Consider the following 22,220-nt stretch of genomic DNA (forward strand, 5'->3'; position numbering starts at 1 on the left):
AAAAAACATGGCCTTTAATCCGCCGCTGGGGGATACCTCTCCCGCTGTGTTGCTCGATAACGCCACGCGCCTGGATAAGTTGGTCAATGGACAGCCGACGACCGTTCCTGACCGCGGCGGTGATCCGCTTTATTCGTGGCGGGGTATCCATCAGAATCTGATCCCACTGAGCCGTCAGTACATGACGCCTGAGGCTGCGCAGGCTGATATTGCAAACATTATGCAGGGAAGCACAACGTTCATACGCAGCCAGGATAATGATTATCTGGCCTATGAAGTAATGAACGTTAACGGCATCCTGCAACCGACAGGACGGAAACAGGCCTCTCAGGAATTCATTGAGATGGTCCATAACTTTGCGCGCGCGACAGATATGCGAACGCGCGGAATAAACACTGTCAGTCGTAAAAAAAGGCCATTGGATATTCTGACCCGGCAAGGCAGGCGGCTATTCTCAATCAATGAAAATGGTGAGAAAGAGTTACCAGGCAAATCCTTTGCTGATTACCTGAATATCCTGCGATCTCTACTCATCGGAACCTCATCAATTCGTCGGGCCAGAGCAGGATATTTATTTAATCTGGTCATTGGAGGATTCAGGGTTCTGGCTGTTCGCGACGACGGCAACGCCACGCTTGAGTACCGAGGAATCCCGCTGGAAACCCACCAGGGGCTTTTGCAAAACACATTCGGCGGTTTCGGGGATTCATTAACGGCGAATGGGCTGGATGGTAATGCTTATAACGCCAGGTCATGGCAGATATGGGCATCATTATTCAGCAATGGACAACTGCAGTACGTTGGCCAGTGGGCTACCGGCGGTTATACCACTGCCGATATGATCCGCGTCCACTTACAGCCAGCCATTGAAGCCAGGCCCAGATTCATTACCTTCCTGGGTGGGCGTAACGATGTCATTCAGAAAGATAGTGCCGGGAACTTTAAATTCACCATTGCAACGGTCACCAGCAATATTCGGTACATCCTCACCCAATTTCGCAAGAATGGCATTATCCCGGTAGTGTGTAGCATGGCGGCCCAGAACAACAGCGATCCGGCTCTGAAAGCCAGAGAAAACGCGATAAACGCTTTTATCCGCGCGTATGCAATTGAGCAGGGATTTCCGTTCGTTGATATGCGGTCAGTCACTGTTGAACCGGAAACCGACGGCTGGAGGGCGGGCTATAACGGCAAACTTCAGGATGGCTCTCCTGACCCATCACACCCTGCGCCACTCGGTGCTTTTCATATGGGTAAAGCACTGGCGGAAGCGCTGGCACCTTTCATGATGCCGGTTTTTCCGCAGATGGCCATCTCCAACCCGGTCACGTCAGGAGGACCGAATGCCATTATCAACCCACTCTTTCTCGATACCGTGAATGGTCTGCCGTCAGGATGGGTTATTGAAAGCGGAACCGTGTCATTAACCACTGATCCTGATGTCGTTGGTAACGTTCTGGTGGTGACTGGCACCGGGAATACCAGCGCGCGCGTGTCACAGACTATCCCGGTTACGCCAGGTGAGCGCCGGAAATTCAGTTTCAGAGTGAAATTTGATGTGGATGAAAACGCGGCAACCGCCTGCTTCCTCGAAGCCAACGGAGCCAATATTGCCGGAATCCGCCCCTGGAACCATTCGACGGACGGTTTCAGGACGTTCAGTTATGACGTGGTGATCCCGGAGGGTATGACCGAAATGAAATTAACCATCGTTGCGAATGGAGCCACTACCAGCGTGGGACAGATGGGATTATTAAAACTGGAGGAAGTATGATTCTTGTATGTGATGGCGTGGTAAATGCCGACGATCTGGAACTGGCCGAGCCTGAAATGATTCTCAACGATAGCGCCAGTATTGCGACTTACGGTATGCAGGACCAGTATGATTCAAGTGGAAACGGGTATGACCTGGTTACTGGCAATGAGTTTACTGAGCTGGGGATGCGTACCATCGCAGACAGTGCGCATGGTGCTAATACGGGGATCATTGAAACCGATGAAATGACGTTTGCACTGTGTATCAATATGAGCCAGCCCACGGTATCGGGCCGTCTGTTCTCCAACTTATTTCCCGGTGTCGCCCCGTTTGGTGGTCTGCAGCTGCGAATTGAAGCCGCGGGTACGCTCATTTTACAGGTAGCTACGGGGAATAGTGTTGAGTCAACTGTTCAGGTGAGCCACGGTGGCGCAGTAGGTGGATGGACGCGCTTCACCGTAGCGGTATCAAATACAGAAGCGTCTATCACCCGGGCAAGCGGTGATAAACATACTTCTGCTATCTCTGTACGTAAGAAATCGACACTGCCCCTGATCCTGAATGGTGGACAGAGCCCGGAGCAGAATATGGGGCTTCCCGGCTTAATGGGGATATTCGCTGTCTATAATCGGGTGCTGACCGATGCAGAACAGACAGATGTCCGTGACAAGATGAAAAGTATTATGGCTATAAGAGGCGTGGTGGTGAACTGAATAAAAACGGCTATCAAAGGCGATAGCCTTGATTTCTTGTCACAACACATTGAAATATTCTTCCGCTTCCTGTTCAGAAAGATATTCCGGCCAGTACACAAACTTTTTGATATAGCCATTAAACCAGTTATTCGCGCCAATATAGGAACGTCCCAGACAAATGCGCGATAGCTGAGGGGGCATGGCAGCAGGTGATGCGGTATTCCAGATTTGCCCCTCGAAAGCTTTCATGGATAGCAGGCTTGTACTGAATGTACAGAAAGCGGCCTGCTCAGAATCAGATACGGCAATAAGTGGCGGCATGTTCACTGAAACGTTAGTCCCACCTGCTGCATTCAGTTCAGCAAATGCAGCCTGTCCATTCATATTATCCCTGGTCCGCCAGGCGAGCCGATAATGAGCCCCTTCAACAATATTGTCCAGCACAACAGCAGAGGCGAGAGACGCATAGGCTGTTGATAACAATTTCAGGCTATGTGCATGAACGACAGAGACAAAGAATGCGCCTTTCGTGGAGTCAATCAGCGTATACCCCGATGGCGTTGTCAACAGGTCAGCGTCGCGGTTTGCCTCAGCACCAACGGTAGGAATATACGACGTATAGCCCGCCGCACGCTCAGCCTGTGAACCCCAGACGTAAACAGATCCGAGGGTGGAAGCACTATAAGCAGGGAAGGCATCAGCCGCTGAATTACCGCCGGTAAGGCAAAGCGTGAACAGAGGCTCTCCAGCAGCTGTCGGATTGATGGTGATTGAGCAGCGGAACCATCCTGAAGGGCACTTCTCGATATTGGCTTGCACTATCAGCGGAGACGAGCGCGTAATCTTCCCGTTAACCAGGTCAAAGTTAGCAAATTGCGGACTGGTAACCACACCCGCAGGGAGCGCAATCTGCATGATAGAACCAGTATTGGCCTTTGCGAAAATACTGAAGGTGTAAGGCTGGCCGATGACTGCAGCATAACTCAGAGTGGTGGACAGGGAATGAATGGTTTCAGAACCACCGGCTGACTCGATCGACACGTCGACACCTGCCGGCCGTTTCTTCTTTCATGTCATGAGCGCGCTGGCAGAAATGGAACGAGAGTTGATCGTCGAACGTACTCGCGCTGGTTTAGCCGCAGCAAAGGAGCAGGGGAGAATAGGAGGGCGGCGTAGGGTAATGACACCGCAGGTATTGGAGCGATGCCAAATGATGCTGGAGAACGGCGCTACCAGGAAGCAAGTGGCCGACGTGATCGGGGTGGGGGCAAAAACGATTTACAAATATTTCCCGGTAGCTAGTCTGGAAAATATTGAGAATCAGTAATCGTCAGGGATGTTGGAGATACCGCCCCACACGATAATCAGGCCAAGTATAGTCATGGCAAATAAGGTTACTGATACGCCTGAGATGATTAAAAATGTCATGTAGTTCCTTGAGGTGTGTGTTGTCATTCATTAGACAGCAGGAACTGTAGAAGGTTGTGAGCTTTACAAATTTCTGACAATCGTTTTCTGGTTAAGTAAACTGCCAATGGCTATTTGTAAGAGTTAGTTGGGAACCACCGAGTACTTACTCGGGAACCTCTTGGTAACAAATTGCAGGGATAATCGGAGATAGTTTGAAGACTACTAAGATATTTCCCCGGAAAACATTGCCTCATCCTTATAAACTTAAAGATTTCAACGTGGTAAAGCCTGCTGCTATTACAAAGTAGTCAGCAAGATAGATTCATGGTACATGACAAGTAGAATGGTTCATTTATATAAAGAGGCTTCGCCTTCAGGACGCGTTTTGAACCTGCGATGCATCCACAGGTATTGCTCAGGGGCTCGGAGAATTTCATGCTCGATGATCTTATTCATATAACCCGCTGCGGCGACCTTGTCTTCCCCTGGATAGCCTGACAACGGATTGCTGATATACATGCGATAACCTTTTTTATCGCTACGTCGAATCATGCTAAGTGTGATCAGTTGTGCACCTGCGAGTTTTGACAGAGCATATGTTCCGTTCGTTGAGGCTGCTTTTTTTACCGAGAAAAAAGGTGCAAAAACGCTTCCCTTAGGCCCATAATCCTGATCTGGTGCAAACCAAACGGCTTCACCAGCTTTCAATGCATGAACAAAACCAGATAAATTACGCCGATTAATCATCGCTTTATTTGAACGCATACGCCCTTTTGTCTGTACCCATTCCATTAATAGATTATTGTGTGGGCGATACGTTGCCATCATAGGATGGCATAAACCCATTACTCTTCCACACAACTCAAGGGACATAAAATGAATCCCGAGAACCATTACCCCTCTGGTCGCACCGGTCAGGTTTTCAAGCCCTTCGACATCAAACCATTTTTTGACTCTCGCATCACTCCAGAACCAGGCCATTCCTGTTTCCATCAGTCCCAGTCCGAGAGAAACAAAGTTTTTATTGACCATCTGGCTCCGGGCAAACGGTGTCATTTCGGGAAAGCAGAGTTCGATATTTCTAATCGCAATTCCTTCCCGGCGTTTCAGAAAGGGTCTGGATATTTTTCCAAGACCAGAGCCCAGAATATGTAAAACCGGGTAAGGAAACTGAACGAGAAGCCACAGCAGACCCAAACCAGTCCAGGTAAGCCAGTAGCGGGGATGGAGTAAATTATGAGTAAAAGTCTGTGACATAAATTTCCTTAATGCTAATGGAGTTATAACGCAAAAGGGAAATGCTGAGAAAATTCGTCTTTAGCGATACTCATTCTTTTAGACAGTTTGAATTCGTATAAATTCAGAAAAAACAATTTCAATTACTGGCAACAGTTTTTGAATAGTCAGGGATACATTGTAAATCAGCAAAGTTATGCTGTTATAACTTCATGGGTTTTTCATCGATATTCAAGAAATTGTCTTCTTGATTCATCATCCTCAAGGTACTCAAAAGATAGCAGGCGAATTGGGGTAAGGTTATAAAACCATTTGCAATCGTTTCGTTGAATAATTTCGCCTGGTTTGAAACATATCCCGGATGCCTCCCGGATAATCGCATATTTACCATTACTAAACCTGACCCGGTGAATACAGAAAGGTTGGCCAGCCTGCCCGTGACAGCTGTACGACAGGATATGTCCTTCAATAAAAAGCGATTTTTTAGATTTCATTATCATGCCTCAACAACTGCAGTACAGGAGAAATGTGGTCATTTCCCGATATCACTTACGTTAAGTGGAAGAAGCTGATCAGCCGCCGATACACCAGTATTCTGATGGTCTGAACAACAGCCCGCAGGCAGGGCACTCAAGAACGGCATCTTTTCTTAGCTTACCTGCTTTCTGATCGGCTCTGTGTGCGCATTCCTGGCAGGCAACATGAACCGGTCTTTCTTTAAAATATCTGAGCCCTTTTGTATAAGACATAAATGATTCTCTGAGGAATACAGTAATTATTATACGCTTTAATATAAAAATAACTGGCATAAGTTATGTTAAGTTGTGTCTGAATCAGGATGTCAGATATTGAAAATTGAACGTCTGATTTATGATACACTATCCTTCCGTGAGAAATTTATGATGAAATCAGAAGACACCCTTGACTGGTATCCGGCACAACTACCGCCTGTGAAAATTATTCTTGGCGAAGCCGTGCTGGCTGTGGGTAAACAGGGCCGACCGATTAATACCCGCACCTTGCTGGAATACCTTCAGGTCATGCAGGACAAACAAAAAAGGCGGGATGACAAAATCGCCATGCAGACTGCGATTGATGTTCTCAGGGATAATCAGCGCATTAACGGCAGACGTTAATGCACCTCCGGGATCAGTGTCAGTTCTGAATGATCTCTACCGTATGGTTTTGTCCATCATCCTTCAGCGGTATTCTGTCATCAGGGAGGAGAACACCATCCAGCGTCACGCAATATCCTGCATCGCCGCGTGAGACACTAATCTGATAGTGGCTTTCACCATACTGATAAGCAATAGAAAAAGACGGCCACGCATCCGGTAATAGGGCATGAACACTAAAGTCAGTGCCGGTGCGTTTTATCCCCAGTAATTCCTCGGTAAGTAAACGCCAGGCCCAGCCTGCAGAACCGGTGTACCAGCTCCAGCCTGCACGACCAGTATGGGGAGCGACGCTGTAGACATCAGCACTCATGACATAAGGTTCAGCTTTATAAATCCCGACAGAGCCCGCATTGAGAGTATGATTTACAGGGTTGAGCATTGACCAGAGCTGCCAGGCACGTTTGGCATTCCCCATCCGGGCAAATGCCATCACGGCCCAGATGGCGCCATGAGTATACTGCCCTCCGTTTTCCCGCACACCGGGCAGGTATCCCTGTATGTAGCCCGGATTTGAACCGTGTCCGTCGAAAGGAGGCGTTAACAGTTTGATCAGCCCGCCTTTGTTATCCACAAGGTGCTTATCCAGCGCCTGCATGGCCTTTGCGCACCGTACCGGGCTCGCGGCGCCGGACAATACAGACCAGCTCTGCGCAATCGCATCAATCCGACAGTCCTGTGAGGTTTTCGATCCCAGGGGAGTACCATCGTCAAAATACCCGCGCCGGTACCATTCCCCATCCCAGGCGTGGGCTTCGAGATTACTTTGCAGGCGCAGAGCCTGTGAACGGCACATCGCGGCGACGCTTTCATCCAGCCTGCACTCCGCCAGCGCTGCAAACCGCTGCAAAATGTCGTACAGGAAGAAGCCCAGCCAGATGCTTTCACCTTTGCCTTCGATACCCACCCGGTTCATCCCGTCATTCCAGTCACCAGCCCCCATCAGCGGCAGGCCATGCTCCCCGAAGCGAAGTCCATAGTGAATAGCTTTGACGCAGTGTAACCAGAGTGTCTCTTCGGTGCCGCTGATGACCGGCGTGTCATAGACAGACTCTTCACCAGGCTGAAGCGAGCGTCCCTCCAGATAAGGAATGCGTATTTCCAGTGCATCCATATCCCCCGTCGTTTCAACATAGTGGCAAACAGCAAGCGGCAGCCAAAGATAGTCATCGGAACAACGGGTACGCACACCGTTGCCGTGTGGCGGGTGCCACCAGTGCTGCACATCCCCCTCGATAAACTGCCGTGATGCACAGAGTATTATCTGTTCACGCATCCGGTCCGGAGCAGCGTGGCTCAGAGCCAGCGTATCCTGCAGCTGATCGCGAAAACCAAATGCACCGCCAGACTGATAGTAGCCACTCCGGGCCATAAGACGGCAGGCGACCGTCTGATACAACAGCCAGCCATTAACCAGTAAATTTACGGACGTGTCGAGGGTGTTAACTACGATTTTATCGAGAACATTGTGCCAGTGATTATGAATCCGGTTCAGCTCCTGGCGGACTGTATCCTCGTTCATGTAGCGGGCCAGCGTCTCCTGAGCACAAACATCATTCTCCTCTGCGCCGAGGATAAAAATAAACGTCCTCTGGTCCCCGTCAATTAATGTAACCGCCGATTGCACCGCTCCGCAGGGATCCAGACCGGCCCCCGTCTTACCAGAAAGCTTTTGCAGTTTCATGGCCGAAGGGGCGTGAAGGGAACCATTACGGCCAATAAACTCCCGGCGGTCCCCTGTCAGAGAACAGTCATTACCGCTGACGGCAAAAAATGCAGTTCGGCCGCCACCATTATCACCATAAAAGTTATTCGCAAGCACCCCGCAGCCGCCGGGCGTTCTGGCCACATGTGTCACAATGTGAGGGGCTGAGCGCGTTCGTGTTTCTCCGAGCGTCCACTCTACATAGCCTGTGACGGAAAGTTGACGTGGCCGTCCCGAAGAGTTACTGAGCGTCAGGAGCACCAGTTTAACCGGATCTTCTTCAGCAACCAGGACCGTCAACTCGCTGTCTATACCACTCTCACGATGGGCAAAAACGCTGTAGCCAAAACCATGGCGGGTCAGGTAATCACCGTTTCCGCGAACAGGTAAAGCCGTCGGCGACCAGCACTCCCCGCTCTCTTCATCGCGCAGGTAAAATGCCTCGCCGCTGCGATCGCTCACCGGATCGTTCTCCCACGGCGTCAACCGGTATTCATGGGCATTCTCATACCAGGTATAGGCCTGCCCTGCCTCTGAGATCACACTGCCAAAACGAGAATTTGCCAGTATGTTCGACCAGGGAGCCGGTGTAAGCGCATTTTCCCGAAGGACGATCTGATACTCCCGCCCATCCTGAGAAAATCCACCGTACCCATTGAAATGGCATAACTGACTGGTATCAGGGCTCCAGTCCGTATGTTGATTACGCTCGCGCACAGCACGCGGAATGAATGCCCTTGCCGGCGATTTCAGGGTATGAATACGCTGGTTAAGCTGCTCATTAATACCCCCTGCGCGGTCATCAAGATAGAGACAGGCCACGCTCATCAAAAGCAATTTATCCTCAGCGGAGAGATGCTCACCGTTCCGGACAAAAAGCCCGCCCTTTTTATCCAGCAGAATGGCTTCAGACCCGGCATAAATTAACTCCATAATCTGATTTTGTAATCCCTGCTGGTAGCCGCCGGTGCTGTTATTCAGGATAACCAAATCAACATCCAGCCCTTTCTGTCTCCAGTAACGGTGTGCCTGAATCAGTGTGGTCACTGAGGTGATACTTTCCTCGCTGGTTATACTCAGCAGCACTATCGGCAGATCCCCTGAAATTGCCCAGCCCCACAGTCCGGACTGGCCACGCCGGTTGCGGCCGATCGCCTGGCCTTCGGCGCGCAACTCCTGGACAGGGTAAAGTACAGCGCTGGCGAGACTATTGAACAACGTGGCATCATCTTCACTGGCGTTCATCTGGCGCAATACTACCAGACTGTGAGACCAGGCCAGTTCAAAGACGCGATCGGCGATAGGGTAATCGCGATATTTCTCCAGCAACGCCAGGCTCTGCTGACGAGTCTCGCTGATGCCATAAATGATATCAATCGTAACCGGCTGCCCCGGCTGCAGAATGATGGCGTTGCGAATTGCCAGTATCGGATCCAGCACCGAGCCTGACGTGTTGCCTAGCATCCCTCCCGTCTCTATTGCCTGTGCATTCGCAGGGTTTCTGCCACGTCCAATAAACCTTGCCCTGTCCGTTTCAAACGACACGTTATGTCGGTTATCGCCGTGCACCACCATCATGTGAAACAGGCAAGGGCCCGATTCATCCGGTGAGCGCGGGCGCCGGTGGCAAAGAATAGCGTCACGCTCAGGAGCCAGCTCAGTCTGAATAAACAAATTGCTGAATGCCGGGTGTGCCAGATCGCTGGCATCAGGTGCCAGTACCACTTCAGCATAGGTTGTCAGCTCCAGAGAGCGAGGCTTGCGACCACGATGAATCAGTGTGAGCCGTCGCAATTCAACATCATCCTCCGGAGAGATCACCACCTGAGTTTTGACGCTGAGTCCCCCTAAGCTGCGTCTGAATTCTGCCCCCGCATCGGTGAACAACACTTCCTCGTCTTGTCCGCTGGTGTAGCCTGTTGGTTGCCAGGTATTGCTCCACACATCTCCCGTCTGGGTATCGCGGATGTAGCAGAACGCTCCCCAGTTATCACGGGTGGTATCACTGCGCCAGCGCGTTAGTGCAATATCATTCCAGCGACTGTAACCACCGCCGCCCGCGGTCAACATCAGATGATAATGGCCGTTGGACAGGAGTTGAATATCCGGGGCGGGGGTATCCACGCTATAGAAAATACGGGGTTCATAGCGAACGGGTTTGACCCTGCCCTCATGAGATTCAAAATGACGGCGCGGACTGTACAGATCGACCGCATCCGGCACGCGCTCCTGTAACAGCAGACTTGCTGACCGGAATACCGTGCTGGACATAAAGCGTTCAGTCATGGGGGCGTCAAGCAGCACATGAGCCAGCGCCTGAAATGCCATACCCTGGTGATGCGCCATCCAGGACTGTACCACCGCATAGAGCTGACCGGTTGCAAGACGTGAGGGAGTATAGTCCAGCGCTTCATAAAAACCGTATTCTCCGCGTGCACCATTTTTTTGCAGCCTGAACAGGTTCTCACAGGCTCTCTGTGGGGAAACCATCAGCGCCAGCAGCGTGGCGTAAGGAGCAACAACCATGTCATCGGCAAGTCCCCTGCGTAGACCGAGCCCCGGTACGCCAAATGCCTGATACTGATAATTATGCTGAACATCAAAAGCATGATAGCCAGACTCTGAAACACCCCATGGTACCCCGCGTTCTTTCCCCCAGTGAATCTGGCGCATAACCGCCGACTGACTCATTTCATCGAGCAGGCTGCCGGACCAGGTGGGCATCACCAGATTCGGCATCAAATATTCAAACATGGAACCGCTCCATGACATCAGGGCAGTTTCATTATCAATCGTGGTAAACAATCGACCCAGCGCGTACCAGCTTTTAAGAGGCAGCTGATTAGTCGCAATGGCAAGAAAACTGGTCAGGCGGATTTCAGACGGCAGGAGATCGTAGTGGCTCTTGTCAGGCATATTGGTGTCACAGTTATAACCGACGCTGAGCAGACTGGTTGCTTCACTGTACAGAAAGGCGAAATCCATCCGGGCATGCTCATCCAGCCGCTGTTCCAGCTCGGTGATAATATTGAGTCGCATTCGGGCCTGCTCCGCCACTGACGCCGGAGGCGTTCCTGTACCGGTTAATGTCGGACGGGCAAGCTCGCTCAGCGTCGGCAGCGTCTGTTCATTCCAGGATGCAGGCAACCAGCCAAGCAACAGAGACCACTCATGGCAAAGCTGAACCAGTTGATGCTCCAGATGTCCAGCCCAGCGCATCTGAAGAGGAGATCCCTGATGACATGCGCTGGTCAGATGGTTGCACTGGGTGCGCATGCTTTTCAGTTCGCTGAAAAGCGCCTGCGGATAGAGCGACACCGCGTTCAGGCAATGCTTGCGCAGCAGTCTCAGGCTATTAGGTGGGTTCTTTCCCCACTGTTTTTCCAGAATATCCAGCGTATCGTTCAGTCCTGCCAGTATCTGTTGGCTGCTTAAAACAGGCTGATGACGCATGGCGGACAGGCCTGCACGCAGGGTCAATAAATGCCCGGCCATATTGCCGCTGTCGACGCTGGAGATATAGCGTGGACTTAGGGGGACCAGCGTACGGGTGTCATACCAGTTGTAGAGATGACCCCGGTAGTGCTCCATTTTATCCATCGTGTCGAGCGTGAGCGACACGCGCCGGAGCACCTCTCCGCCAGGCAGATAGCCAAAGTCCCATGCCGTCAGGTTAGCCATAAGTGAAAGACCAATATTGGTAGGGGAAGTTCGGTGTGCCACCGTCGGTTGTGGTATTTCCTGATAATTATCAGGCGGAAGCCAGTTCTCTTTTGCTGTGGCAAAGGTTTCAAAAAAAGCCCAGATTTCACGGCTTGTCTGGCGTAACAGCTGTTTTTGTTCCTGATTAGGTGAAAAAGCCTTACGCACGGGCTGGCGACTCAGCCAGCTCATCAGCAGCGGTGCCACACACCATACCAAACCGATCGGTAATGCAATCCCCAGCAGTTGTGGGGCAAATTGTCCGGTCAGTATTGTCAGCGCCACGCCACCGGCAACGTTCAGCCACATCGCCTGATAAAAACGTGCAACAGTGGGTCTGGCCTGACTGCTGTCCTGGCTGTGGCTGACCCACTGGCTGAGGTGACGCCTGCTTATCCCCAGTCGCCATAGCGTCACGGCGATCGCTTTCAGCGAATATCCGGCTTCGTGCGGCAGTATCGCAAAATTAAGGCTTATACCTGACAGACGCTTTAGCGCGCCCGCCCCCACCAGTAACAGATGCGGCTTCATGCGGCGACGCAGAGGTTTATGCAGAAGGTCGTGACTAATGCAGAGGATGGCTGGCAACAGCCATATCAGCAACAGTATGCCCAGCCAGTAAACCGGATTGGGTACCCAAAGCAGAGTGAAGAACAGCAATACCAGTAAGGAGGGAGCGACCAGACTGCGACGTAGATTATCGAGTAATTTCCAGTAAGAAAGCGCGGTCAGCGGATTCCTGACCCGGGTTCCATCGGCTTTTCTGACGCGTGGTTTTAGCCAGTTAAGCAGTTGCCAGTCACCCCGGATCCAGCGTGAACGTCGTGCAACATCCGACAGATAATTATTAGGGTACTGTTCGTACAGTAACACCTCGCTCAGCAGACCCGAACGTGCATAGCATCCTTCAAGCAGATCGTGGCTGAGTACCAGATTTTCCGGGCAGATGTTGGTAGTGGCCTGCATAAAAATATCAACATCGTAAATCCCTTTGCCCACGAACGATCCTTCCCCAAAGAGATCCTGATAGATATCCGAAGACATCATAGAATAGGAGTTATTACCCGGTACGCTGCTGCGCAGGGCGGCGTAACGCCCCTGACCGTTACGTGGTATCTCCTCCGCAAGACCGGGTTGTAAAATACCAAATCCTTTGACCACCCTCTGGCGTACCGGATCATACTCTGGCGTATTCAACGGATGAGCCATCGCCGCGACCAGTTTGTGAGCCGTATCGCGCGGCAACACCGTATCACTGTCCAGGGTAATGACGTATTTTATGTGACCCGGTAAAAGGTGGGCAGGCATGTCTGCAACGCTGACGAATTGCGTTCCGGGATGGCGCAACCAACTGTTCAGTAACGCCAGTTTTCCCCGCTTGCGTTCATAGCCCATCCACGCTCCTTCCGAGGGGTTCCATTCAGGCTGACGATGTAACAGATAAAAACGTGGTCGGCCGGAGGGGTAGCGGCGATTCAGCACCTGCGTATCAGCGATAGCCTGTCTGAGCAGCGCGTGACTTTCCGGCGAGGGTTTATTTTCAGAATCTGCAAAATCAGTGAGCAGCGCGAACCTGAGATTTTCGTTTTCATTCCCCAACCAACAGACTTCAAGACTGGAGAGGAGCTGGCTGAAACTTTCGTGGCTGGTCAGCATGCAGGGGATGACGATCATGGTGGCACTGTCAGCGGGAATGCCGGTTGAAAAATCCATCCCCGGCAAGGGGCGAGGAACGCGAAAACGGGTGGTTGCGTCACTGAGTAAATCACTCATTAACTGAGTTAAAGCGATAACCAGAGGTAATATCACCGCGATTAACAACCAACCTGCGCCCTGCATGGCAGTTTCGTGCAATATTGCCGCGGTCGCTGCGGTTGTTAACAACGCCAGGCTACCAAGCCATGACAGCAGGGTTATTCTGTTGAAACTGTGCCGCAAGCGTATGAGTCTTGAGGTGTCTGCCAGGAGATGTATATCCAGTGCCTGTCGACCTTCGCCGGCGAGATAATAACCAATATGATGTTCCGGTGTATTGGGGGGTTTTTCCTCTGAAAGCGCCAGCACCCTGTCAGCAACCTCAGGCTCGCTGAGCCCACTGTCTCTGGCCAGGACCTCAACTACGTGCCGGTAATGATCCCGGGTATTGAAGTGCATCCGGGGATAGATACCGGCAGGGTCATTGCTTAATGCCTGTTCGACGACGCTTATCGTTTCGGCGAAATCAGCCCAGTCCGTTTCACCCAGTAATCGCAGACCTGCGATGCTGTTACTGACAGACAGCTGACTGGCGGCAAGCTGTTGATTGAAGTTATTTATGAGAATGTCAGTGGTGACTCCCTGTTCCCGAAGGCACTGATCAATCCAGGTAAGAGGTAACGACAGCGCGTTGCCGTGCCCCTGCAGACGCCGCACCAGTTCTGCGACAAACGCGCTGGATAACGGAGGACGGGAGCGCGCCAAATCGGCAACCACCATAATTAAATCACCAGGCGCACTCTCTGCACATTCGAAAATCCTGGTTATCCACGTATCTGCCAGGTTTCTGTCCTGTTGCGCTTTTATCACTTCCATACTGATACGACGAAGATTTTCAATCAGCGCCAGTCGAAGCATTCCCGGTAATGCCCAGATTTCACCTAGTGTCAGCGGCGTCACCTGTTGATAGGCAGCGAGATAGCTGGTCAGACTGGTGGCATCCCAGCGGCCATCACCGTGAGCAATGGCCTCTGATGCGATATGATAAATTCGTGGGCAATTCAACGGCGACATCAGCGACGGGAGACCTTTACCAAAACTTTTCGGCAAGTGCTGGCGGACGGTACGGATTTGTTCCTCAATCAGATAATAATTGTCCAGCAACCACTCCCCGGCGGGCATGATACTGGTCTTTTTACCTGCATTAAGCTCATAGCAGTTTTGGGTGATAACGGCCTCATTGTCGCCAAGCCGTTTCAAAAGATAATAGGGATGTTTATCCGGTGATACTTTATGGGTCCGCGCCAGCTTCTGACCATAGCGTTCCATCTGTGCAGTCGAAAAGAGTTCTGACCGCGGAGTGCTTTCGCTTGCAGGATCGTTCGCCGAAAACGTTACGTTTTCGGCAGCATTCACCGGAATACGGGAGCGGTTAAACCACGCTCTGGGGTTCATTTTCATAGCATTGCTCTGATGCGACATTAGCGCGCAGGAGCAGTTGCGAAATCAGTTCAGAAACGTTCTCTCAGGATGGGCGTAAGGCATCAGGGATTTAACAGCTGCTGGGATTTAACTTAAGTATAGAAGATGGTTCTGTCCACGACGGATCAGTTGATATTAGCGCCGTGAGATAAACAGGGCTTTACACCGAGGGCAAAGCATGGCCTGATTGCGCCGGATTTTTGCCATCGGTTGAACTGATTTGAAACCACAAACAGTGCAGACAACAGTGGCAGTAGATGCACCGCTGAAGAATTTCATTGCGTAATTGATAATAGACATAACCATTAACCTTTCAATGAATGAACTTCACCGTATCACATATGGTTAAGTTTTAATCTGTTTATTTTGAGACCCTGAAATTCAGGAGAGGTAAATGTTCGCAGCCACAGGCCCTCTGGGACCATTGATCCGACAGAATTCTATGCGGCTTCCTGGGATGAGTAATTCTGATTCGCGGGAGTTAACGGCTGGAATGTGAAGCAGAACATCTTTCCGCCCATCTGAAGGGATGATGAGGCCTTTACCACTGAGAATGTCAAAGCTTTTGACAATGCCTGTCATTTTATGGGACAAGTCAATTCCTTATTAAAAACACGTAAAGACTATACATTCAAAATAGTATATTGCCCACATTTAATTTTCCTGCAGGACTTCTGGATGGCTAAAAAATAATTTGCGTATTAGTATCTCCCGTGTCTTAATGAATCCTGTTAGTTCAATGTACAAACGAACGTTAAACATTTTCTGGTCAGTCCTCATTACTAGGCGCTATCGCTGATATCCCCTCCTTTTGAGTCATACCTTTAATACTATACGTTTACTATTAATACTATCATGTATAACGGGAGTCAGTATGTCCACAAGAATTAAAGGTTTGGTAAAATGGTTTAACGAAGATAAAGGTTTTGGTTTCATTTCACCTCTTGACGGAAGCAAGGATGTCTTCGTCCATTTTTCCGCACTCCATGGTGAGAATTTCAATACCTTATTTGAAGGGCAGAAAGTTGAGTTCGCTATGCAGAGTGGTGAAAAAGGGCCTGCTGCTACAAACGTAATACTTTGCGATAAATGAAGATTTGTGGGCCCGCGACAACGATGAAGGATTATTCCTGAGTATACAGGTCCATAAATTAAATCAGAGAAAGTCGGTTGTTTTTAATATCAGGTCAACATGTTTTTCGCAATTATGAGTGTGCTGACCGATGTGATGAAGTGCAGGACTGCTGCCTGAAAGCCTGAAAGCCTGAAAGCCTGAAAGCCTGAAAGCCTGAAAGCCTGAAAGCCTGAAAGCCTGAAAGCAGAAGCTAACTGCTTGTTAAATAATAAAGTGCGTAAGAGACGAGACTGCCTTCGAAAGCATCACGTCCCTGATTGTATTTTAATGGCATCGGCATTTAACATCACTGATATAAGAGAGTGACGGGAAAGACTAACAGAATTATGGTGGCATATGATAAAAGTACTCGTTTTCTTTAATACCGAATCCTGTAAAGTCATGACCGTTCCGGAGGGTACATCCTCAATCAGACAGGAATACCCAAACGGTGAAGAAATACATCTACAGATTATGTCTGCAGGCTTTCCTTCATTAACCGGTGATCATGATGTTATTTACGTAGCCTCTGACAGACAGTTAATGTCACAGGAAATACTCGATGCGTTCCGGAAATATTTATAGCATTTTCGTTATGTTCTCTGCTTCAAATTGAATTGCGTATTTACCCTATTTATCAGAAGCGAACAAAAAATGAGTTAAAATCTTTGTGGCTTGCTAATAGCAGGCCTTTTTTTTACATGTTCATTTTTAATAATCGTTCTCATATAAGGAAGTCACTCTTTGTGCACTGACAAAATGCAGATATCTTTCTAACCTGATGACTTTGCTGCTGGAATGTTCATCATGCACGACTGAAGCCGCGAGTCATGGGGGATACCTAGATATTTACCGGGAGGAACCCGGTATCATATTGATACATCCAGACAATGCAACAAGGGCTTTTTCACCGGATATTCCGTTTTCTGACCCAGTAAGTTATTATCGAAAAATTATTATTTATTTCCGCTTTTGGCATTAGGCGCACGTTTGGCTATGTGCTTTTGATTGCCTCAATCAATTATTCCCCTGATTTTTCACATTTCTTACGGCGCGCGTTACTGCATGCCAGATAAATTTGTCTGCGGGCACGGTGCCATCCGCAGCTAACTCCTCTGATTCTTTCCCTCCAATGTCCTGCCTCATCCATTATCTTGCTGCTTCTGGCGACAGTACCAGAGGCTGGTGGTCGTGGATATCTATTAGACCTTTTTCTGTTGCTGCGGTGACGATCAGAAAGCCTTCTGTTTCGTCTCCACGTTCAAATGGTGTGCTTCCGATTGCCGCCATGAATATCGGCTGGCCATCGGCGCGATGGATAAAGTAGAGTGGGTTGCTTCTTGTCACCTTCTTTCTTCCGTTCGAACCAACCATCAGCAAAGCAGATCGCCCGTCCATGTTGCCAGAGAGGTTTAAACATTCTGCTGGTGGCCGCCGTTTCGACGCGTGCGTTAATCAAAGGCGGCTTATTCCACCACCCAGGCGCATAACCCCAGAATACCGGATCGATATGTAGTTGTTCGTCGCGTTCGCTCAGAAGCAAAACTTTGGTACCTGGCGCGACGTTATATCGACCAATCGGCTCCGGGTCATATGCGATGTCGCGATCAGCTTCATCGGCAAGATAGGATAGATAATCTTCACGGGTCATTGACTGGGAAAAGCGTCCGCACATATCAACCTCCAGTGGTCAGACTGAAAGTATAGGCGTCAAAAACGAGTTCTGGACGAAGCTGTAAGCTTGAAAAAGAAGGGAATCACGAAAGAGTGGTGCGCACCGAAAATCCATGATTAACGTGAAAGAGGATGACATGGGATGGGGGAGAGGTAAACGGCGTTGCCTTTAATCTGGAAAGCTGCTCGCAGAATTTTTAATGGGGCATGAATGGGGCAAAAAATTAGCGCAAAACAACTCAAAACCTCATAAGGCATCGATTCGTCTTGCGCTAATGCATTGCTTACACACTACATCCGCATTACTTCAACGCACCTTGCTTTTAAACTGATGCCTGTCTTAAACAAACCAGACTGGGCGCAGTAAGCTCGTTGAAATATTAGAACCGGGCATTCCCTGCCTGCGCGGCCCGGTTCTTTGTACGCATCAATATCCCATCATTCTTAATGCCAGCCAGATAATTCCCGCCCACAATAAAGCGCATGGAAAAATAACAACACTAAGAGAACGCCAGCCGTTTCTACTCATCGGAAACCCCACATTTAAGTCATCATCACCAGGTGCGTTTGGCATTTCATCATCGGCGCGGGGGCGGGGAACTTTAGGAATATTTGTAAAGCAGATGTAGATAAAAATAGACCCGGCGCGGTGGCCGGGCTGAGAGGGAGTTGACGAGCTGCCAGGTCTCCCCGGCGCGATGACTGCTTGCGGCGATCAGATGGGCAGGAAACTCATCATCAAATACGCGACGACAATGCAGATTAGCGTCATATACCAGACTATGCTCATGGTGACTTATCCCATTTCAGACTCAAGAAAGACGAGCCTATCGGGTAACGACTTTAAACATCCGGATGTCGATTTTCAACCGCAAGCACGTGAGGGGCTTAGCTTTTCCTGGCGTGGAACAGGCCGTCTTCGCCGTGGCTTTCATCTTCAACCCAGAAGTTAATATTGAATTGGGCATCATCGCTGAGCTCGATACGATGCCAGTATTGCGGCGGGCTGGTGGCGAACTGCCCGGCATTAATGACGACTTTCATCTCCGGTTCGCTAGCCTGCTCATCATGAAAACCGTAATAAGTTACTGTGCCTTCCATTACGCACAGCTGACCGAAAACGTTAGCGGCAGTATTGTGATGGGTGAGCAGCGCTGCCGGAACATTTTCTTTAGTGAAGAACGGAGTGGAGCGTTTGACTTTCCAGTTAGCCGGGATACGCAGGTGGGACATAGTAAGCTCCTTAGTGGATGCAAATAAGATGTATTTAACATGCAACTTTAAAGAGGCGTCGTCAACTTACAGGCACAAAAAACGCCCCCGAAGGAGCGTTTACCATCTGGCAGGATAGCTTAACGGCCGAACAGATCGCGCTTTTTGGCTTTAAATGGCTGAGCGATCAGTACCAGCAGGCCGATGACCAGATAAGCGGCAAAGATGCCTACCAGCCACTGCGGCATTTCCAGAGTCAGGAATTCCCACTGGCGCACGGAACAGTCGCCGGTGGCAACGAATACCTGCGGTAGCCATTTATCCAGCGGCAGCCACGTCGGGAAACGAGCGGCGAAATCGCAGGTCTGGAACGGAGAAGGGTGTAGCTGAATCATGGTGTGCTCCCAGGCTAACTGCAGACCGCGCAGGGCGCTGTATAGCCAGATGAGCAACGCGACATAGCGCAGCGGGGTTTTCGGCGCGATAGCGCCCACCAGACCGGCGCCCATAATGCCAAACAGAGCGCAGCGTTCGTAAATACACAACACGCAGGGCTGCAGCAGCATCACGTGCTGGAACCACAGCGCCACTAATTCAAGTATAAAAGCGGTTAACGCCATCAAGAGCCAGGCACCGCGTCCCCTTGAGCACTGGTTTAAGTATTGCAACATAATCATTTCCCTGGAACATGCTAAATCATGGCAGTGTAAACGAAAACTACCGCGACGCCATCCGCTAGTCGGAAAATATTACGTAAATGAATATTCGTTACCCGGGGGGAACCCGGGTAACGGGCTGCGTAATTACGGCAGTACTGGGGTGGTCAACCAGCCGTGGCTGAGCATCCACTGGGTAGCCGGCATCAACAGCGTTTCGACGCACAGCAGGCCGACCAGCGTGAGCACGATGGTATAGGGCAGCGCCATCCACACCATTCTGCCATAAGAGAGGCGGATCAGCGGCGCCAGCGCCGAGGTCAACAGGAACAGGAACGCGGCCTGGCCGTTGGGGGTCGCGACGGAAGGCAGGTTAGTGCCGGTATTAATGGCGACCGCCAGCATTTCAAACTGCTGCAGGCTGATAACGCCGTGTTCCAGCGCCGCTTTTGCTTCGTTGATATACACCGTACCGACAAAGACGTTATCGGAGATGGACGACAGCAGGCCATTAAACAAATAGAACAGCGATAGCTGAGCGTGCGGTGAAGCCTGCAGGACGAACTCAATCACCGGGGCAAACAGATGCTGATCGATAATCACCGCCACAATGGCGAAAAAGACCGTCAGCAGGGCGGTAAACGGCAGCGCTTCGGTAAAGGCTTTACCGATGGCGTGTTCGTCGGTCACGCCGGAAAAGGTGGTCGCCAGCACGATGACGGAGAGGCCAATCAGGCCAACTTCCGCCAGATGCAGGGCGAGGGCGGCAATCAGCCACACGCCGATGATCCCTTGAGCGATAAGGCGCATCCGATCCTGGCGGCTGCGGCTCTGGCGGCTACGGTCGTCGAAATCCTGCAGGACTTTGCGCACCGGGACTGGCAGCGGCTCGCCATAGCCAAACAGGCGGAATTTTTCCAGCAGCAGGCAGGTTATCAGGCCGCATACGATTACCGGCAGGGTTACCGGCGACATACGGATGAAGAATTCGCCGAAGTGCCAGCCGGCGGCTTTGGCGATAATCAGGTTCTGCGGTTCGCCGACCATGGTCATCACGCCGCCGAGCGCGGTACCGACGCCGGCGTGCATCATCAGGCTGCGTAAAAAGCTGCGGAACTGTTCGAGCACGTCGCGGTAGTGTTGATCGATATGGCTGTCATCAAGCATGTCGTTATCATCAGGCCGCGCGGAGGCGACGCGATGATAAATACCGTAAAAGCCGACCGCTACGCTAATGACCACCGCAACAACAGTTAGCGCGTCAAGGAAGGCGGAGAGAAAAGCCGCTGCCAGGCAGAAGGCCAGCGACAGCAGCATCTTGCTGCGGATCCCGAGGAGCAGCCGAGTAAAAATAAACAGCAATAGCTGCTTCATGAAGTAGATCCCGGCCACCATGAACATCAGCAGCAGCAGGACTTCGAGATTATTGGCTATTTCTTCGCGAATATGTTCGGGGCTGGTCATACCGATCAGCACCGCTTCTATCGCCAGCAGGCCGCCAGGCAGCAGCGGGTAGCATTTGAGCGCCATCGCCAGGGTGAAGATAAACTCCACCACTAACAGCCAACCGGCGACAAACGGTTGAAGATAAAACGCCAGCGGGTTAACCACCAGGAAGATAATCAGGAGAAGCTTGTACCAGTCTGGCGACTGGCCAAGAAAATTGCGCCACAGGGCGCGGCCATAAGACATTTCCACGACAGAGGTCCTTCCGTCAAACAACATGATTTTATGCGTAACTATTGCAAGATTACCAGTTGAGTAAAAAGGTAAGCAACTTTCTTCGCGGCGCATTACAGGTAATGGAAGGCGTTAAGCAAAAGCTGAAAATGAAACGGCGATCCCCTTTTAATTACTTTCAGATGCTATCTGGCGTATGGCTGCTCTGGTATGATGAGTGCAATTTGCAACGCTGTGTAATGGAAATCTTATTATGGTCATTAAGGCGCAAAGCCCTGCGGGTTTCGCGGAAGAGTACATCATTGAAAGTATCTGGAATAATCGTTTCCCGCCTGGATCCATTCTCCCTGCTGAACGTGAACTTTCTGAACTGATTGGTGTGACCCGAACCACTCTGCGCGAAGTGTTGCAACGTCTGGCCCGTGATGGCTGGTTGACTATCCAGCACGGTAAACCGACGAAAGTGAACAACTTCTGGGAAACCTCCGGACTGAATATCCTTGAAACGCTGGCGCGTCTCGACCACGATAGCGTGCCGCAGCTGATTGATAACTTGCTGTCGGTGCGAACCAATATCTCAACGATTTTTATTCGTACCGCTTTCCGCCAGCACCCGGACAAAGCGCTGGAGGTCCTGGCTACCGCGCGTGAAGTTGAAGATCATGCCGATGCTTTCGCCGAACTGGACTACAACATCTTCCGCGGTCTGGCGTTTGCCTCCGGCAACCCGATCTACGGTCTGATCCTCAACGGCATGAAGGGGCTGTATACCCGCATTGGTCGTCACTATTTTGCTAATCCGGAAGCGCGTAGCCTGGCGCTGGGTTTCTACCACCAGTTGGCGAAAGTGTGCGAAGAGAGTCAGCACGATAAAGTGTACGAAATCGTCCGCGCCTATGGCCACAACAGCGGCGAGATCTGGCATCGGATGCAAAAAACGCTGCCCGGCGATTTAGCCATCAATATGCGCTAAGTACGGACCACCCTATAAAAAATGCCCGGATAATCCGGGCATTTCGCTTTTTGAC

Annotated in this window: 15 protein-coding genes and 2 pseudogenes; 7 read left to right on the forward strand and 10 right to left on the reverse strand. The window is 50.7% G+C overall.

Annotated features, from left to right (window positions below):
* Nucleotides 1-7: 7 nt before the first annotated feature.
* Both ABLV78_RS09790 and ABLV78_RS09795 read left to right on the forward strand, forming a co-directional pair.
* The gene (locus ABLV78_RS09790) at nucleotides 8-1,774 is read left to right on the forward strand and encodes an SGNH/GDSL hydrolase family protein (protein WP_047046425.1); all 1,767 of its coding nucleotides are present in this window, start codon (nucleotides 8-10) and stop codon (nucleotides 1,772-1,774) included.
* Nucleotides 1,771-2,469 (forward strand): LamG-like jellyroll fold domain-containing protein, encoded by a 699-nt coding sequence (locus ABLV78_RS09795; RefSeq protein ID WP_047046423.1) that lies wholly within the window; start codon nucleotides 1,771-1,773, stop codon nucleotides 2,467-2,469. Before ABLV78_RS09790 ends, ABLV78_RS09795 begins: the two co-directional genes overlap by 4 nt.
* 39 nt (nucleotides 2,470-2,508) lie before the next feature.
* Here the strand turns inward: ABLV78_RS09795 and ABLV78_RS09800 are convergent, their stop codons facing one another.
* On the reverse strand, nucleotides 2,509-3,492 hold the full coding sequence (locus ABLV78_RS09800; protein WP_165430656.1) for a phage head spike fiber domain-containing protein: 984 nt from the start codon (nucleotides 3,490-3,492) through the stop codon (nucleotides 2,509-2,511).
* On the opposite strand from ABLV78_RS09800, the pseudogene ABLV78_RS09805 reads away from it, so the two are divergent.
* A pseudogene (locus ABLV78_RS09805) lies at nucleotides 3,479-3,778 on the forward strand (recombinase family protein); the annotation flags it as partial. The gene ABLV78_RS09800 and the pseudogene ABLV78_RS09805 sit on opposite strands and share 14 nt — an antisense overlap.
* A 431-nt stretch (nucleotides 3,779-4,209) precedes the next feature.
* Here the strand turns inward: ABLV78_RS09805 and lpxP are convergent.
* Both lpxP and ABLV78_RS09815 read right to left on the reverse strand, forming a co-directional pair.
* Entirely contained in the window at nucleotides 4,210-5,118 is a 909-nt protein-coding gene (gene lpxP / locus ABLV78_RS09810; RefSeq protein WP_047046413.1) for a kdo(2)-lipid IV(A) palmitoleoyltransferase, read from the reverse strand.
* A 551-nt stretch (nucleotides 5,119-5,669) separates the two neighbouring features.
* Nucleotides 5,670-5,906 (reverse strand): YnfU family zinc-binding protein, encoded by a 237-nt coding sequence (locus tag ABLV78_RS09815; RefSeq protein ID WP_413772008.1) that lies wholly within the window; start codon nucleotides 5,904-5,906, stop codon nucleotides 5,670-5,672.
* Between the two features lie 93 nt (nucleotides 5,907-5,999).
* On the opposite strand from ABLV78_RS09815, the gene ABLV78_RS09820 reads away from it, so the two are divergent.
* A complete protein-coding gene (locus tag ABLV78_RS09820) occupies nucleotides 6,000-6,233 on the forward strand; it encodes a YnaE/YdfK family cold shock protein (protein WP_004132711.1) in 234 nt (77 codons plus the stop codon).
* A gap of 19 nt (nucleotides 6,234-6,252) precedes the next feature.
* On the opposite strand, the gene ABLV78_RS09825 is transcribed toward ABLV78_RS09820, so the two are convergent.
* From ABLV78_RS09825 to cspF, 3 genes are all read right to left on the reverse strand, one after another.
* Entirely contained in the window at nucleotides 6,253-14,835 is an 8,583-nt protein-coding gene (locus ABLV78_RS09825; protein WP_165430655.1) for a GH36-type glycosyl hydrolase domain-containing protein, read from the reverse strand.
* A gap of 156 nt (nucleotides 14,836-14,991) precedes the next feature.
* Complete coding sequence (locus tag ABLV78_RS09830) at nucleotides 14,992-15,162, reverse strand: YnfU family zinc-binding protein (RefSeq protein ID WP_306305617.1); 171 nt, start codon at nucleotides 15,160-15,162, stop codon at nucleotides 14,992-14,994.
* A gap of 75 nt (nucleotides 15,163-15,237) precedes the next feature.
* Nucleotides 15,238-15,450, reverse strand: coding sequence for a cold shock-like protein CspF (gene cspF / locus ABLV78_RS09835; protein WP_165430654.1), 213 nt, complete (start codon nucleotides 15,448-15,450; stop codon nucleotides 15,238-15,240).
* A gap of 280 nt (nucleotides 15,451-15,730) precedes the next feature.
* Here cspF and ABLV78_RS09840 point away from each other — a divergent pair, with 280 nt between their 5' ends.
* A complete protein-coding gene (locus ABLV78_RS09840) occupies nucleotides 15,731-15,949 on the forward strand; it encodes a cold shock domain-containing protein (protein WP_023279058.1) in 219 nt (72 codons plus the stop codon).
* Between the two features lie 378 nt (nucleotides 15,950-16,327).
* Nucleotides 16,328-16,555, forward strand: coding sequence for a hypothetical protein (locus ABLV78_RS09845; protein ID WP_072051401.1), 228 nt, complete (start codon nucleotides 16,328-16,330; stop codon nucleotides 16,553-16,555).
* Nucleotides 16,556-16,987: 432 nt separating this feature from the next.
* Here ABLV78_RS09845 and ABLV78_RS09850 read toward each other — a convergent pair.
* The 4 genes and pseudogenes from ABLV78_RS09850 to nhaB all read right to left on the reverse strand — a co-directional run bounded on the left by ABLV78_RS09850 (nucleotide 16,988) and on the right by nhaB (nucleotide 21,210).
* Nucleotides 16,988-17,645, reverse strand: a pseudogene (locus ABLV78_RS09850) (SOS response-associated peptidase).
* An 887-nt stretch (nucleotides 17,646-18,532) separates the two neighbouring features.
* Nucleotides 18,533-18,877, reverse strand: a complete 345-nt coding sequence (locus ABLV78_RS09855) for a TehB family protein (RefSeq protein WP_047045263.1) — start codon at nucleotides 18,875-18,877, stop codon at nucleotides 18,533-18,535.
* Between the two features lie 119 nt (nucleotides 18,878-18,996).
* Nucleotides 18,997-19,527 (reverse strand): disulfide bond formation protein DsbB, encoded by a 531-nt coding sequence (gene dsbB, locus ABLV78_RS09860; RefSeq protein ID WP_015705844.1) that lies wholly within the window; start codon nucleotides 19,525-19,527, stop codon nucleotides 18,997-18,999.
* Nucleotides 19,528-19,659: 132 nt separating this feature from the next.
* Nucleotides 19,660-21,210, reverse strand: a complete 1,551-nt coding sequence (nhaB, locus tag ABLV78_RS09865; protein ID WP_045390425.1) for a sodium/proton antiporter NhaB — start codon at nucleotides 21,208-21,210, stop codon at nucleotides 19,660-19,662.
* A gap of 235 nt (nucleotides 21,211-21,445) precedes the next feature.
* On the opposite strand from nhaB, the gene fadR reads away from it, so the two are divergent.
* Nucleotides 21,446-22,165 carry a fatty acid metabolism transcriptional regulator FadR gene (gene fadR / locus ABLV78_RS09870; protein ID WP_045390428.1) on the forward strand — a complete coding sequence of 240 codons (720 nt, stop codon included), beginning with the start codon at nucleotides 21,446-21,448 and terminating at the stop codon, nucleotides 22,163-22,165.
* The last annotated feature ends 55 nt before the right edge of the window (nucleotides 22,166-22,220 follow it).

This window comes from Klebsiella sp. CN_Kp075 (assembly GCF_040065055.2).
Classification (GTDB): Bacteria; Pseudomonadota; Gammaproteobacteria; order Enterobacterales; family Enterobacteriaceae; genus Klebsiella; species Klebsiella aerogenes.

Coding starts and splice junctions, on each gene's coding strand:
- ABLV78_RS09815 (WP_413772008.1), bottom strand. CDS start 5,906: ATGCCAGTTATTTTTATATTAAAGCGTATAATAATTACTGTATTCCTC.
- ABLV78_RS09790 (WP_047046425.1), top strand. CDS start 8: ATGGCCTTTAATCCGCCGCTGGGGGATACCTCTCCCGCTGTGTTGCTC.
- ABLV78_RS09795 (WP_047046423.1), top strand. CDS start 1,771: ATGATTCTTGTATGTGATGGCGTGGTAAATGCCGACGATCTGGAACTG.
- ABLV78_RS09825 (WP_165430655.1), bottom strand. CDS start 14,835: ATGAAAATGAACCCCAGAGCGTGGTTTAACCGCTCCCGTATTCCGGTG.
- ABLV78_RS09845 (WP_072051401.1), top strand. CDS start 16,328: ATGATAAAAGTACTCGTTTTCTTTAATACCGAATCCTGTAAAGTCATG.
- dsbB (WP_015705844.1), bottom strand. CDS start 19,527: ATGTTGCAATACTTAAACCAGTGCTCAAGGGGACGCGGTGCCTGGCTC.
- ABLV78_RS09820 (WP_004132711.1), top strand. CDS start 6,000: ATGAAATCAGAAGACACCCTTGACTGGTATCCGGCACAACTACCGCCT.
- lpxP (WP_047046413.1), bottom strand. CDS start 5,118: ATGTCACAGACTTTTACTCATAATTTACTCCATCCCCGCTACTGGCTT.
- ABLV78_RS09830 (WP_306305617.1), bottom strand. CDS start 15,162: ATGGTTATGTCTATTATCAATTACGCAATGAAATTCTTCAGCGGTGCA.
- ABLV78_RS09855 (WP_047045263.1), bottom strand. CDS start 18,877: ATGTCCCACCTGCGTATCCCGGCTAACTGGAAAGTCAAACGCTCCACT.
- ABLV78_RS09840 (WP_023279058.1), top strand. CDS start 15,731: ATGTCCACAAGAATTAAAGGTTTGGTAAAATGGTTTAACGAAGATAAA.
- fadR (WP_045390428.1), top strand. CDS start 21,446: ATGGTCATTAAGGCGCAAAGCCCTGCGGGTTTCGCGGAAGAGTACATC.